This window comes from Bacillus sp. REN16 (genome assembly GCF_020731355.1).
Lineage (GTDB): Bacteria > Bacillota > Bacilli > Bacillales > Bacillaceae_L > Ferdinandcohnia.
Genome location: NZ_JAJFZK010000001.1, coordinates 138,383 through 154,095, shown reverse-complemented (window position 1 = coordinate 154,095; position 15,713 = coordinate 138,383). Strand labels below are relative to the sequence as shown.

General features: G+C 37.4%; 13 protein-coding genes. 1 reads left to right on the top strand and 12 read right to left on the bottom strand.

Translation table 11 applies throughout. The annotated features are described in order from the left end of the window. Positions 1-11 precede the first annotated feature (11 nt). A complete protein-coding gene (locus LKW28_RS00720) occupies positions 12-911 on the top strand; it encodes a pectinesterase family protein (RefSeq protein ID WP_229138423.1) in 900 nt (299 codons plus the stop codon). 26 nt (positions 912-937) lie between these two features. On the opposite strand, the gene LKW28_RS00715 is transcribed toward LKW28_RS00720, so the two are convergent. From LKW28_RS00715 to LKW28_RS00660, 12 genes are all read right to left on the bottom strand, one after another. Further along, positions 938-2,494: a glycoside hydrolase family 43 protein gene (locus tag LKW28_RS00715; protein WP_229138422.1), complete on the bottom strand. Its 1,557-nt coding sequence runs from the start codon at positions 2,492-2,494 to the stop codon at positions 938-940. 15 nt (positions 2,495-2,509) lie between these two features. Continuing rightward, entirely contained in the window at positions 2,510-3,184 is a 675-nt protein-coding gene (locus LKW28_RS00710) for a hypothetical protein (protein WP_229138421.1), read from the bottom strand. A 206-nt stretch (positions 3,185-3,390) separates the two neighbouring features. Beyond that, the gene (locus LKW28_RS00705) at positions 3,391-4,407 is read right to left on the bottom strand and encodes an alpha/beta hydrolase family protein (RefSeq protein WP_229138420.1); all 1,017 of its coding nucleotides are present in this window, start codon (positions 4,405-4,407) and stop codon (positions 3,391-3,393) included. A gap of 37 nt (positions 4,408-4,444) precedes the next feature. Then, the gene (locus tag LKW28_RS00700; protein WP_229138419.1) at positions 4,445-5,956 is read right to left on the bottom strand and encodes a glycoside hydrolase family 28 protein; all 1,512 of its coding nucleotides are present in this window, start codon (positions 5,954-5,956) and stop codon (positions 4,445-4,447) included. A 24-nt stretch (positions 5,957-5,980) separates the two neighbouring features. Next, positions 5,981-7,096 (bottom strand): hypothetical protein, encoded by a 1,116-nt coding sequence (locus LKW28_RS00695; RefSeq protein ID WP_229138418.1) that lies wholly within the window; start codon positions 7,094-7,096, stop codon positions 5,981-5,983. 45 nt (positions 7,097-7,141) lie between these two features. Then, positions 7,142-8,017 carry a carbohydrate ABC transporter permease gene (locus LKW28_RS00690; RefSeq protein WP_229138417.1) on the bottom strand — a complete coding sequence of 292 codons (876 nt, stop codon included), beginning with the start codon at positions 8,015-8,017 and terminating at the stop codon, positions 7,142-7,144. A gap of 21 nt (positions 8,018-8,038) precedes the next feature. Further along, positions 8,039-9,034 (bottom strand): ABC transporter permease, encoded by a 996-nt coding sequence (locus LKW28_RS00685; RefSeq protein ID WP_420708781.1) that lies wholly within the window; start codon positions 9,032-9,034, stop codon positions 8,039-8,041. 116 nt (positions 9,035-9,150) lie between these two features. Beyond that, entirely contained in the window at positions 9,151-10,395 is a 1,245-nt protein-coding gene (locus LKW28_RS00680) for an MFS transporter (RefSeq protein WP_229138416.1), read from the bottom strand. 122 nt (positions 10,396-10,517) lie between these two features. Continuing rightward, a complete protein-coding gene (locus LKW28_RS00675) occupies positions 10,518-12,002 on the bottom strand; it encodes an extracellular solute-binding protein (RefSeq protein WP_229138645.1) in 1,485 nt (494 codons plus the stop codon). 279 nt (positions 12,003-12,281) lie between these two features. Further along, positions 12,282-13,790, bottom strand: coding sequence for an extracellular solute-binding protein (locus LKW28_RS00670; RefSeq protein ID WP_229138415.1), 1,509 nt, complete (start codon positions 13,788-13,790; stop codon positions 12,282-12,284). A gap of 227 nt (positions 13,791-14,017) precedes the next feature. After that, entirely contained in the window at positions 14,018-15,175 is a 1,158-nt protein-coding gene (locus LKW28_RS00665) for an acyl-CoA dehydrogenase family protein (RefSeq protein WP_229138414.1), read from the bottom strand. 184 nt (positions 15,176-15,359) lie between these two features. Further along, entirely contained in the window at positions 15,360-15,695 is a 336-nt protein-coding gene (locus LKW28_RS00660) for a YckD family protein (RefSeq protein WP_229138413.1), read from the bottom strand. Positions 15,696-15,713: the final 18 nt, after the last annotated feature.

Here is a 15,713-nt window from a genome sequence, read left to right as displayed (position 1 = left end):
GAGATACACATATGCAAAAATTAGTCGTCTCTCAAAAGGGAGATGGGGATTTCACAACGATCCAAGCTGCAATTGATGCGGTTCGGGTCTTTCCATTAGAACCTGTAACGATCACTGTTAAAGAAGGTATATACGAGGAAATCATTACGGTACCTGAAAACAAACCTAATATCAGCATCATCGGTGCGGGAAAAAATAAAACAATTATTTCTGGAAGTAAATATGCCCGCATGAAAAATGAGAATGGCATTGAAATCGGGACATTTGAAACGGCTGTTTTCCATGCATTTGCAGATCTCTTTCAATTGGAACATCTAACGGTTCAGAATGTCGCTGGTTACGGTGATGAGATAGGTCAAGCACTTGCACTATATGCAGCTGGGGACAAATGTATGTTTAAGAATGTAAGGCTACTAGGAAACCAAGACACTCTTTACACATCTAAGGGCAGACATTATTTTTCACATTGTTATATAGAGGGACATGTCGATTTCATTTTTGGTTCAGGTGTTTCCGTATTTGAGGATTGTACGATTCATAGCCTGCGAAAGGGATATATTACCGCCGCTTCTACTTCAGAAGAAAATGAATTTGGCTTTTGTTTCATAAAATGCAAATTAACTGGAGCTCAAGAAGCTGCGGATGTTTATTTAGGGCGTCCATGGCGACCGTTTGCCCATACAGTATTTATTAACACTTGGATGGATCAGCATATTCATCCACATGGCTGGGATAATTGGCGAAATGAAGAAAATGAAAAAACTGCTCGATATTTAGAATTTGGCAGTACTGGACCTGGAAGCAACTCTAGTGAAAGGGTTACCTGGGCAAAGTCGTTAACCGAAGAACAAGCTGCCAATTACACGTTGGAAAATATATTCCATTCAAAAGATACATGGTTACCAAAATAAGCTCCCGATTGGGAGCTTATTGTTATTTATTCTAATCCAATGTATTCAAAATAATCAAAATCGGCATAGTTTGATGATAGGACGCCATTCGAGCTAGCATACATTCCCATATACGCTCCTGTAAATCCGCCAGCAACATCTGTACTTAAAATTCTGCCATCGACATTTTCCTCAAGGACTTTCCACTTTTCCGATTCTCTTGCGAAGTAAAAATGATAGGACTGACCATACGCTTCTACTTTAAAAAAGATCTGGTGATGCTGATAGGGTTGAACAGCGAGTATTTCTTCATGACCTGCTTCTCTTTTTATTAATCGGATCCCTGATTGTGTATGTTCAATTCGGTAGTGAAAATCCGAATTTTGCAGGAAGACTAATCCGGCAACCTCTCGCTCATTATTTGGTGTGAATTCCATTTTTGTTCGAGCAGCAAAATTGATATGACATTGCCTGCGTCCAATAAAAGCAGGGTTCACAGCATCTGTGATTGTTTCAGGCTTTAATCGTAAGCGTAAATGACCTGGACGTTCCTGTAATGACCAAAAATCCCCTCTTGGAGTACGGATAAAATTCCATTGCATCCATAACTCCGGATTGTCAAAATGGTCACAGGCTGGCACGGTTGGCCATCTTTTTTCTTCTAAAGTAGGTTTTACTCCTTCAGCTTCAACTATGCCTTTACCTGGATTGACAACTGGCCACCCATCTTCCCATTTGACTGGAACAAGAAAAGATTCTCTGCCTAGGTTGCGATACCCGCCATCGTATGGACGTGATCCCAAACAAACCATCCACCACTGGCCATCACTTGTTTCAACAAGATCCCCATGTCCTACATTTGCGATCGGATATTCTTTTCCCAAATGACGATGAGTCAGAATTGGATTAGTTTTGGCACCTTCATAGGGACCAATAATCGATTCACTGCGAGCAACTGTGATTGAATGAGTAAAGCCGGTGCCACCTTCCGCAATTAGTAAATAATACATTCCATCCACTTTATAAATATGTGGTGCTTCCTGGGCATGAATACACTTTAAGGCTCCGTCCCAAAGACTGTATTTCTCTCCAGTCAATTGCTTTGTTTCTAAATCTAATTCCTGAAGCCAAATTTCCATATGCTTTGGGTACAACTGACCTTCTGGTGGCCGTCGATTTGCCGTTACATATACTTTCCCGTCATCATCGAAAAATAAGGATGTATCGATGCCTGGACAGTCATCTAACCAATATGGGTCAGACCATGGACCTTCAGGGTTCTCTGCTGTTACAAAGAAATTTCTTCTGGCACCCGTTTGACTTTCCACAAAGGTGGTTATGACATAAAAGATTCCTTTATGATACCGGATGGTTGCAGCATAGATTCCCTTTGAATTCGGTGTCCCATCAAGGTTTAGTTGGCTTGATTGAGTGAGCACATGCCCGATTTGTCGCCAATTAACTAAGTCCTTGCTATGAAATATGGGGATTCCAGGAAAATATTCAAAAGTGGATGTGACTAAATAATAATCATCCTCGACCCGACAGATTGATGGGTCTGGATAAAATCCTGGTATAATTGGATTTTTAAAAGTTGTAGCCATTAAAATTCACCTCTTTTAGTTGTGAACTGAAAAATAGTCGAATTCTGCATAACCTTTGCTATTTTCATGTTCACTGTTATAACAGTAGATTCCAATTTGTGCACCTACCCATTTGCCTGGAACAGCTTCAAATATCTTATTTGCCTTCACAAAGTTGACCCCATCCTCACTATAACTAAAGCTGCAAATCGCTCCCTTTTTTACTTCGATACTTAGAGAAAGGTCATTTCCATTTAAATATCCGACAAGGACCTCGTCTTGTAGCTTCTCCTCATCCCCAGTAATATAAAAAACACCTAACCTTTTATCAACTTGTTTAATTTTAATAGAGGCGTATTGTCTTCCTAAAATGACTAATCCGGTTTGATCATATTCCGATTCAGGTGTGATTCTGAGTTTTGTTGTCACATTAAAGGTTTCAGCAGGAAATTTCTGTGTCATGATATTTGGAATATGGTACAGATTGGTTTCACCTGGATGGCCAATTGCGTGTAATCGAAGTATTTGCCCCGTTAATTCATACCAATGAGATTTACGATTTGCTTGCCATTGCCATTGAAGCCCCAATTGATTTGAGCCAAAATCATCACTCATGTCAGGAACAATAATCTCCGAAGAAATTTTCGATTTTGGCTTTTTCCATTGAAGTACTGGTTCACCTATACCTTTATCATTGTGGTTATGACCCATTAATGGCCAATCATCTTCCCAACTCATTGGCTGGAGATGGACAATTCGTCCGTAAGCCTCCTTATCCTGAAAATGAAGAAACCATGATTCTCCAGTTTCTGTCTCAACCCACTAAATCGGCTTGCCAAACATTCCGAACGGCAAGACTTTTTTCAACTTCCGTCATGTACTATTCAACTCCAAAATGTCGTTTGATTGTGAGGTTACTATTTTTTAGCATTAAAAATTGAACATAACCACTCAAAAGATTGGTCCCCACATATTTCATGTCCACCCTCAAATAGCTGCCAATTTACAAGATATTCCACATTACGCTTAGAATAGATGTTTTTAATCAGTTTAATTGCTTTTTCTGTTTCTTTCACAGGAAAAAGGTGATCCATTTTTCCTGACTCAACAAATAAAGGGCGTGGCACCATTAAGGCGAGTAATTCAGGCATCTCCGTGTATTGGAGTATCCCTGGTACATAATTGTCTAAACAATGCCTTCTGTTCATAATGCTTCCTTTGAATGTATTTGTATAGCCAGATATGACAGTCGCCTGAATTCGTTTATCAAGTACAGATGTGAAGGCGGCAATAAGTCCGCCACCTGAAATTCCCATACTCCCGATTCGTGAAGCATCAATTTCCTCAAATTCTTCCATAAAATCTAAAACCCTTTGACATTCAAAAACTCGAAGTCCTGCAAGTGTCTTACCATAAAGGAGCAATTGGCTTGCCAATGAATAACAAGAATTATCTGATGGTGCTTTGCGCAAATCGTTTGAATAGGTTCGCTCTCCAAACCCAATTAATTCCGGTGCCACCACGACAAATCCACGTTTCACAAGCTCAACAGCAAAATCTTTATATATCCCGGGGTCGCCTTTTCGGTCATTTCCATTAACGTCTAGCCCCACAATATCTTTGTTACCATATCCATGACCATGCAATGCGAGAATGGCTGGAGCTTTTTTACCATTTAGATTGTTTGGAACTAGGATATACATCTGCAATCTAAGTTGAGGTAATGTCGTAATTTCAATACTATACCTTGTAAACTGTTCATAAACCTGTTGTTCGACAATTTCAGCTTGAAGTGGTTCCACACTCTTAAAAGTACCTATTAACTCTTGAAATTTTGAAGTTAAAGATGATTGCCATTCTTCATCATAGTTTGTAGGTTTGTTTTTTACTGTATCCTCATATAATTCATCCAAAAATTGATGGATGACCCACATATAAATCCCTCCATTATATTTAGCAGTCCGAACAAAGTTATAAATCCTGTTTTAAAATATTCAAAGGCTCTTCAAATTTTAAATACTTATTGCCATCAATATTTTTATTTTGGACATTTTGTAAAATGACTGTTGGTGTAGCGTCATGTTGGTTTCTCATTGAAAAATGATCAATATTAACATACTCGCTATCCTCTATTTGCAGTCCTGCACCTTGGCGAGTCTCTACGCGTACATGATGGATATCCAAATTGGATATATATTTTCCGAAGATTCCTGCTCCAGCCATTACTAATTCTTCTTGAACCATGTCCGGTTCTCCACCCTCTTCATTCGGGTCTAGGGTCATTTCAATTTGAGAATGATGAATTGAAATATCGCGGATCGGCTGTTCAGGCAAACCGTAGATAAACCCAGCAGCTGCCAGGCAGTTTTTAGCTGTGATATTACTAATTTGGATATGTTCAATTTCTGGTGTCTTTTCTGTGATTGGCTGTTTCTTAAGACTATTTACTGCCGGGTCTTTCTCATTCACACCATGCCTATAAAACGAATTAATAGCAATTGGACATAATACATCTTCCATATAAATATTGTTCACAAGGATATTTTTCACGTATCCGCCGCGCTCACGGTTTGTTTTTATACGTACCCCACGGTCTGTTCCTATAAATGTACAATTGGATATCGTGACATTTTTTATTCCACCAGACATCTCGGATCCTAGAACGATTCCTCCATGCCCATGATGCATTGTACAGTTTGTTACAACTACATTTTCCGTTGGTTTTCCTACTCTTCTTCCGTCTTCATTAATTCCCGATTTTAAGACAAGACAGTCATCTCCAACAGCGAAGTGGCAATCAGAAACACGTACATTTGAACAAGAATCGATGTCAAATCCGTCACCATTTGGGGTGTCTGCCGGATTTTCAAAGGTTACATTATGAACGGTGACATGGTCGCAATATACGAGATGTGTATTCCAAAATGGTGAATTTTTTAAGGTGACACCTTCAATTGTGACATGCTTACAATTTAACAATTGGAATAAAGGTGGACGTAAGAATTGTGAATCCCATTCAACTAGATTGGTTTCAAGGGGTTCCATGAAATCTTGATTAAGTACGCCAATTCGTTCAGTCGTTTTTGAAGAGTAGGCTGTACTATTTTTACGGAGCTGTCTATTAATCAACCACCATGCTTTTCCTTGCCCATCAAAGGAACCCTCTCCCTTAATTGCGACATTGTGGAGATTTTCTCCAAAAAGTAATGGTGAATAACCATAGCATTCATACCCAGACCAGCGAGTTTTAACCGGTTGGTAACGATCAAATTCATCATAAAACCTAATTGTTGCACCTGCTTCTAGGTAAAGGGTGATATTGCTTTTAAGCACGATCGGTCCTGTTAGATACGTTCCAGCCGGTATAAAAACAGTTCCCCCTCCATTTTCGGCCGTCCTATTAATTGCTTGAGCAAAAATCTCTGTATGATCTGTCCTGTTATCTCCATTTGCTCCTAATTGTGTGATGTCTAAAAACGCCATTCCAATCCCTCCAACAATTATTTGCTATTTTTCTTGTAATTTACTTTCTACGAGTTCATAAAAATTCTCTGAGCCCTTAATGGGAATTGCCGTTTTTCCAGCTAATTTATGTAATTGCAATCGAATCAAGGTTGCCTGAGTACCGGCATTCATATCCCCTTCGTATAAGCCCTTACCTAAAGGAACGGCAACAGGCATATTAGGATAAAACTCATCAGATTTAACCTGTGCGACATTTGGTGCTGTCGGTGAATTCTTAATTTCCCTTGAAAAACCACCATCAGTGCGTTTTAGTTTTTCGATATTATCTACCGTAATTTGAATAATTTCTTCAAGTTCGTGATTCGGTATTTTCAGATTGATATAGGATAATAAATCAATCGGATTTCGAATGTAACACATATCTTTAGCTGTTTCTGTACGTAAACAGTGAAGAATACTTTGATACATCTTATCAACTCGCGGCATCGGTTCTCCGAACTTATGATAGAAGGTATGAAGCTTAAAGGTCCCTGAGATCCGGACATACATGCTTCCTTCACCCCAAAGACCTGTTTGTGGATCTTGAATACCTTCAAGGTACTCTACAGCCCTTTTAACCATTTTTTCCTGTTTCTCTTGATTCATCTGCCCAATATACATACATGATGATGCTAATAAATCACAGCCACGCCAACTATTTACCAAGCTAATGCTTTTCCACTTCTCTACATATTCTTCTTCAGAATTTACGAAATGGGGTGCTTGATGAAGTTCAACAGGTGATTGATATAAAGGTGAACCACCTAAACGGGATAAAGAGTTAAAAGAATAATTGAAGGCTCTGCTTACCATTACTTCATCATCTTTCATATGTGGGTTTTCATCTAGAAAAAACCCTGTTTCCGGGTCTTGTTTTCGTTGAAAAAAAGAAATAAATTTTGCCCGTAATTCTACGGGCATTTTAGTAAGTAATTCATTTCGCGATAAAATGTTTATGGCTTGAGCAGTTGATTCGATATCAGGTGTAAAGGAGCTATCAGAAACAGAGCTATTTGCATAATAGAAACCGCCTGTAATCGGATCATATTGACCTGCCAGCCATTCAAAAAATCCATTAAATAGAGAATCTAATTTCTCAAAGGAATTGGTAAAATCCATCTGCAGCTCTCCTCCCTATTTCATTTTTCCTATAATCCTATAAAACTACTCCTTCATTGAGCCAAGCATAGCCCCTTTTGTGAAGTATTTTTGCAGGAATGGATATACCATTAATACAGGAATTGTGGCAACAACGATTACTGCCATTTTGATTGTAATATCTGGCGGCGGAATATTGGTGAATTCTGAGCTATCGTAGCTAAGTCCACTCGCAAGGACAACAATTTGCCTAAGTAAAACTTGAATTGGCCATTTTGCTGCATCATTGATATATAGGATTGCATGCATATATGTGTTCCAGTATGCAACTGCATAGAATAAGGATACGGTTGCTAAGGCTGGCTTTGAAATAGGCATAACAATTCTAAATAGAACTCCAAAGTCGTTACAGCCATCAATTTTAGCTGACTCTATTAATCCTTCAGGTAATCCCATGATAAAGCTTCGTAATATGATCATATTAAATACGTTAATTGTGACTGGTACAATTAATGCTGCATAGCTATCTAGTAAACCAGTTTCTTTGACAATTAAGAAAGTAGGAATCATTCCACCACTAAATAGCATGGTGAATACGAATAAAAACAAGATTTGTCTTCTGCCAATTAGGTCCTTACGTGACAACCCATAAGCTGTTAATAATGAAATGAACATACTCCATAATGTACCGATGAGTGTAACTCCAATTGAAACGAATAATGCCTTAAATATTGTATTTGTTGAGAAAATATATTTATAGGCATCTAAACTAAATACAGTTGGAAATAAGACAAAACGTTTATCAGCTAACTCTGCACTAGTAGTAAATGAGGCTGCGATAACATGTATAAATGGAAGAACCATTGTAAGTGCTATCAAAACAAGTAATAAATTATTTCCTAAACGGAAGAAGCGGCTTCCGAACTGTTTTTCTCCAACCATACTCTCACTCCCTTTCTTATCTTAATAAATACCTTCTTCTCCAAATTTCTTAGCCATTCTATTTGCAAATACAACAAGGATTAAACCAACAAGTCCCTTAAATAAGCCGACAGCTGTACTATAGCTGTACTGCCCTTGTAATAATCCAGTTACATACACATACGTATCAAAAATTTCAGCAACCCTTCGGTTTGAAGCATTTAATAATAGATAGACATGCTCGAAACCTAGTTCCAAAACATCACCGATTTTTAAGATAAGAAGAACGATGATAACTGGTCGAATTGCAGGTAATGTAATATGCCAAATTTGACGTAATTTACTTGCTCCGTCCATTTTCGCTGCTTCATATAACCCTGGGTCAACTCCAGAGATAGCGGCTAAATAAATGATTGTTCCCCAACCTGCACTTTGCCAAACAACTTGTATGATATAAACCGGTCTAAACCAATCAGAATTCATTAAGAAGTTAATTTTATCCATTCCTAGACTCACTAATAGTTCATTGATCAATCCGCCGTCCATTGTTAATAGAACAAAGCTGATCGAAACAATAATTACCCAGCTCATAAAGTGTGGAATATAGATAAGCGATTGCACTGTCCGTTTAAAGAAAAGATTTTTAACCTCATTAAGCATCAATGCTAGAATAATCGGAATTGGAAATGCTATAAAAATATGCAAACCAAAAAGTACAAGTGTATTTTTAAAAATCATCCAGAAGTCCGAATCCGTAAAGAGGCGTGTAAAGTGTTCAAAACCTACCCAATCACTTCCTAAAATCCCCTGGTATGGTTTGTAATCCTGGAATGAGATCACTAGACCCAGCATTGGAACGTATTTGTAAATAAGTAAGTACAATAAACCTGGCAGGATCATCAAATATAATAACTTATTTTTGAATAAGCGCCTTTTTATTTCGGCTTTAAAGCTTCGCTGCAAATCATTACTAATAACTGCCTTTTGTTTTGATACATGACTGTTTTGTTCAATAATTGTTTCTGACTTCAACCTCATCATCCCCTTCATCTTTTATTTTGGTATACTTGTATTTTGTAAATCTTTTTATATATTGTAAATAATCAATGTTTCATATACTTAGTGATTTATGCAGTGTAAAAGGCTTTAAGCGATTATCTTAGATTATGATTATACCGACCACTTCTATTTTTAGTGGTTAAAGATTGTTTATTTGCAGCTAAATATGGGATGAACCATTGTACGACCGCTAATGCAAAAAGAACGAATGGAATACTCTCTGCTTCAATACCATTTACAAAAATCAAGAAAATGATTATCCCAAAGCCTCTACCTAAATTAATAATCGTTTCCCGCAATACAACTGCTTCTGTCCTGAAATTTGATTTTAATGGAAGTTCGCCAATCATGTTATAATAAAAAGCTTCATATGAATTCCCTTGTAATGGCTTAAAAATCGAGTAGATGGACATAAACAAAATAACTGTTAGTGCTGACAGATCTGTTAGTAGAAATACTGCCGAAAACGTAAAACCTGCAGCTGAAAGTTGCAAGTACTTCACGGTCCCTTCAGACTGAGCGAATCTTGAAATTAAATAGCTTGATACAATGGATAACGACAGGAAAACGATATTTAAATTGGCAACTGTTTGTTCTTTTAGAAAGATCTCATATAATAAGATTGATGGAATAAATGATAATATTCCGTGTGGAAACCCTAATATAAACCATCCAAACATGGACTTCTTAAACCTGGGTTCCCTTTTGAAAATTAAAGGGAGATATTTCATGTAATAGGAGGTATGATGATTTTCCTCTTTTTTCAGCCTCATGCTTCCAACTGCTGCAATCGCAAACATTACAAATGCTGCACCGAAGACAATCATATAGCCTTGAAATCCTGAATATAAACCGATGATAAATCCAGCAATTGCTGGTCCCGACAGATTTGTACCATTCATTACAATTGTATTTAATCCTAAAACCCGGAGTCGATTTTGATCTGTTGACACTTCATGGACAATCGTAAAATAGCCCAACCAATATAAGGCTTGAGACAAACCTTTCATAATGGCAAATCCAATATAGAACGTCACAATTTCTTCTTGGGCAATTAAAATTAAAAGATAAAAGAGGGCGGTGATAAAAATACCTAATCGATATGAGAGCAGCTTTCCTTTCCTCTTTGCGAATTTACCGATTGAGAATGTTGTGATAGCCTGTGCAAGTAGTGCTATTAAATTGAAGACGGCATTGATAAATAAACTGTTTGTTAATCTCCATAGATAAATATTGAGAAAGATTAGCGACATGGAATTTCCAAATTGGTAAATTGCATGATTAACAAGGGAAATGACGGCTTGCTGATTTAATCTTCTTGCCTTTTCAATGTGGAACATTTAGGACACATCCCTGAAATACAAATAATAGATTATTAGATTTCGTTAAATTTGTTGTTATGAACTAAATAAAAGGCTGCATTAGTACAGCCTTTTATTTTTTAGCATCAAAGATTCATGGATTATTTAGACTTTTTATTAGACTCGTTAAATTCTTTAATTACATCGTCTCCACCAGACTTCTTCCAATCATTAATGACTTTCTCAAAGCCAGCTTTATCAAGATCACCTAAGATATATTGATAAGTTGCATCAGTAATTTTTTGGTTAAGAAGCTCGCCTTTTTCTGCAAAGGTTTCAGAGTCAAGTGCAACTGTTGGGTCATGGATTAAGTAATTTTCATTATCAAGGATTAAGTTTTCGGCTTTTTCCTTGGCAGGTAATGTAAATACTCCTTCATATCTTCCGTTTGTCTTTGGTTCGCCAATTTCAAGAGCTTGATATGGTTTCACTTCACGGTTTGTTAAATCTTGGTCCTCAAAGGCTAGAGCTCTACCATCTTGAACTTCATAGTGCTCACCTTCGATACCCCAGAAAATGAGGTTAGAAACTTCAGGAGTCATTAATTTATCAAAGAAACCAAGAATTCCTTTTAACTGCGCCTCATCTTTAACAGCAGATTTAGGGAATAACACAACGTTTCCGTAACCAGGGATAGCCCATACCCCAAATTCGCCATTAGGTCCCTTAATCATGTTATGAACGTCATACTCAATGTCGGGGTTTAATTGAACTGCGTCCTTATGCAAGCTTACTACGTCCGCCATTGAACCGATATACATTCCAGCTGTACCATTTTTAAAGAATGCTTGTTGATCTTCTTTACTTGTTACCGGGAAGTCTTGGTTAATATATCCGTTATCACGTAGCTCTTTAAAGAAATCCATTGTTTGGAAAAATTCATCGAACATAAATCTTGGTTGTAACTCGCCGTCTTTCTCTCCCCATCCATTTGGAGACCCAAACCATGATGCGACAGTATCAAATGCACCATAAGCTAAATCGGCGCGGTCAGTAAGACCAAATGTATCGTCTTTTCCGTTTCCGTCAGGATCCTCTTCAGTAAACGCTTTAGCCATCGCATAGATATCTTCAGTTGTTTCAGGAGTACCTAAACCTAATTTTTCTGCCCAGTCTTTTCTATAAATTAAACCTTGGCGTGATAGAGGTCTTCCTTGATAAATTGAATAGATTTTTCCATCAACCGCTGTGTTTGCTAAAATTTGTTCATTTAATTTGCTTAGATTTGGAAACTCGTCTAAGTATGGTCCGATTTCCCAGAATTGCCCATCACGAATTGCTTCTTTAAATTGAATAAAAGTGGTTTGGTTTTTCAAAAATACTGCTTCTGGTAATGTTTCTGTTGCAAATGCTGTGTTCAGTTTTTCCTCATAGCTAGTATCTGGGGTCCACTGAATCTTTAGATCAACACCTGTTTTTTCCTCTAATAGCTTCTCAATTTTGTCAGATGGAACTTCAGGTGTATGAAGGTTAGCCATAATTGTAAAACTAACTTTCTCCTCTTTTTGCTCTTTTGGCTTTTCAGAATCCTTGTTCCCTGAAGCGCTTTCATTAGAACAAGCTGCAAGGCCGCCAATCCCTAACATTAAAGCTAGGGATAAGCCTAAAAACTTTTTACTTTTCTTCAAAGTAATTCCCCCTATTTATTTTTTGTGGTGCACCTTAAATTTATCTCCATGATATGATGATGTGAATAATCAAATTCTCACATATCCCCTTTAACAACGGCTTTGAAAGCACTTTCAATGGTGGTTGTAAGAAAATGATTATCACATTTACGAAAAGTTTCAAATCTTTCGTTAAGTGACAAACCGCTAAAAGGGTGAAGACAATTAAACGCCTCCACCCTTTTAGAAGGTGCTTTCTTATTTCGTTTTTTGATATGACTCATTAAATTCTTTAATTACGTCATTCCCACCTGATTTCTTCCAATCTTCAATCACTTTTTCAAAACCAGCTATGTCCAGGTCACCTAGTATATATTGATAGGTTGCATCATTTATTTTCTGGTTTAAGAGTTCTCCTCTTTCGGCAAATGTTGCAGAATCAAGCGGAACAGTAGGATCGTGAATTAAATAATTTTCATTGTCTAGAATTAATTTTTCAGCCTTTTCCTTAGCAGGCAATGTGAAGACACCTTCATATCTGCCATTTGTCTTAGGTTCACCGATTTCCAAAGACTGATATGGTTTTACCTCTCTAGTTGTTAATTCAGTATCTTCTGAAGTAAGTGCCCTACCCTCTTGAACCGTATAATGCTCACCTTCAATTCCCCAGAAAATCAAGTTTGCGATTTCTGGAGTTGCCAGTTTATCAAAGAATCCAAGGATTTCTTTTAATTGTTCTTCAGATTTCACAGCAGATTTAGGGAACAATACGACATTTCCGTACCCCGGGATTGCCCAAATTCCATATTCACCATTCGGCCCTGCAATTTTATTATGAACATCAAACTCGATATCTGGATTTAGTGTTACTGCATCCTTATGAAGACTTACTACATCAGCCATTGAGCCAATATACATCCCGGCAGTTCCATTTTTAAAAAATGCTTGTTGATCTTCTTTACTTGTTACAGGGAAATCCTGATTAATATAGCCATTGTCACGTAACTTTTTAATATAATCCATTGTGTCCGTATACTCTTTAAACATAAATTCTGGAAGAAGTTGTCCATCTTTTTCTCCCCAGCCGTTTGGAGTTCCAAACCATGATGCTACTGTTTTAAATGCACCATAGGATAGATCTGCACGATCTGTGATTCCGAATGTATCGTTTTTCCCGTTTCCATCAGGGTCTTCTTCGGTAAAGGCTCGAGCCATTTCATACACATCATCAATTGATTTTGGGGCTTCAAAGCCTAAATTATCCGCCCAATCTTTACGATAAATTAACCCTTGGCGAGATAATGGTCTTCCTTGATATAAGGAATAGACTTTCCCATCGACTGCGGTATTTTCAATAATTTGTTCATTTAACTTGCTTAAATTCGGAAATTCACTTAAATAGGGACCGATTTCCCAGAATTGTTCATCGCGTATTGCCTCTTTAAATTGAATAAAGGTTGTTTGGTTCTTAAGGAATACTGCCTCGGGTAAGGTTTCCGTTGCAAATGCTGTGTTTAGTTTCTCTTCATAACTCGTATCCGGTGTCCATTGAATGGTTATATCAACACCTGTCTTCTCTTCAAGCAACTTTTCCAGCTTATCAGATGGCACTTCTGGGGTATAAAGATTTGCCATAATTGTAAATCTCGATTTCCCTGCTGAATCTATTTTTTCTGAAGCATCTGAGCTTGCACAACCAGCTAATCCACCAGCTCCAAGCAATAATGCAAGAGACAAACCTAAAAGCTTCCTTTTACTATTTTTCAAAACTAAATACCTCCTATTCGTATTGCCTCCTAATCTATTTCAATTTCAAAGTTCCGTAAATAATCAAAATCTTAGATACTCCTATTATACTAGGGTTTATCAATGTTTACGAGATACGAGTGTAAGAAATTGATTACCTATTTATTGGATAAAAATATTATTCTAGTCTACATTTTACATACAAAAAAGTAGCCACAATCGAAAACGATGCGACTACTTTCTGCTCCTTATTCCATTTCTTTAAATGCTAAATCTGCTAGCTTAGCAATTGTCATATCATCCATTGGCGGATTATGAAGCCCAGCTCTCACATCCCGATAATAGCGTTGAAGCGGATTTGATTTCTGCAGACTTTTCGCACCCACTACCCGCATGGCCTTATCGACTACTGAAATGGCACTATTTGTTGCAATATATTTAGCAAGACCTAATTCCGGCCCAAGTTGACTGCGGTCTTCGGTTCGATCCCATTTATCAGCAATTGAATAAAGGACATGACGAGCTTGTAGTAGCTCAGCCTCCATTTCCCCTACGACACGCCTGACATTAGGAATCGTTTTGATCGGTCCTGCTATACTATTTGGTGAATATTCATTTGCAAATTTCACGGCCTCATTTCTCGCTGCAATCGCAATTCCCAGGTAACAGGCTGGTATATGCAGCATCCAACCACTTGGGTTTGCTTTTAATTCAGGTGTCAATATTTCAACCAAGGCATTTTCCTCAAGCTCAACATTCGTAAGAACTAGGTCATGACTTCCTGTACCTCTCATTGAAATCGTGTTCCAGGTTTCTTCGATTGCCACTCCAGCTTTGGACCGTTCGACCAAAAACTCACCTACCTGATCAGTTCCTTCGATTGAAGCGATAACACCAATATAATCAAGAACAGGCACCATTGTTGTAAAAGATTTTCTTCCTGAAAGAATCCATTTATTCCCTTCCTTTTTGGCCATTGTTTGAGGTTTTCCTCCTCTTGTAGGACTGCCTGTTTGTGGTTCAGTTGCTGCACGATTGTATAATGCACCATGTAGAACTTCTTTTGCATATAATGAGAGTTTTTCTTCGTCCCACCGCTTTTTCTCAAATAGATCCATCGTTGCACCAAGATGCCATCCGATTGATAAAGCAGTTGAGCCATCTCCTATTGCAAGTGTTTCCTGAAGTAAAACGAAGTCATATAAGGAAAGGCCTTCTTTCCCGCCATATTCCTTTGGTACAGAAAGGCTCGTATAGCCAGACTTTTTTAAATCTTCCATATTTAATGAAGGGAATTCACCTGTTTCATCATATTCCGGTGCTCTCTCATGAAATTGTCCTGCTAATTCACTTGCAAGCTTAAATAGATGTTCTTGTTTTTCTGTTTTAATAAATGATATGGGCATTTTCACCTCTCCTTTTATGAATACTCTTAAATTCATCAATATTTATATTATACTATTCCTATTTGAATTAATAAAAAAGGATGCCCGAACCTGATGATGTGACACCCTATGAGATCATGATTATTGAAAAAAAAAAAAAAAAAACTAGACAAAACAGAAATTGTTTTACCTAGCTTTTTCAATTTTAATCGTGATCCTTATGATCTTCATCATCTTTGTGTTTTTTATGATGATGCATTGGAATATATCCATGTTCTTTTATTTTTTGGTAATGATCATCTAACCAGTTAAGCTTTTTATCGGCTTTCTCTTTAGGCAGAACACCATATTCAACGTACTTGTTAATAATCGCCTTTTTCGTTTCCAAAAGGTCAAGATAAAGCTTATCAAGCTCCTGCTTTTGCTTATCAGTAAGCTCTACTTTCGGTTGATCTGTATCCTTCTCCATTTCAGCAGATGCATGGATTCCGCCTATAAGAAAGAAACTTAACAGTAAAATAAAACCAGTCGTTCTTTTCATATAAATACTTCCTTTCCT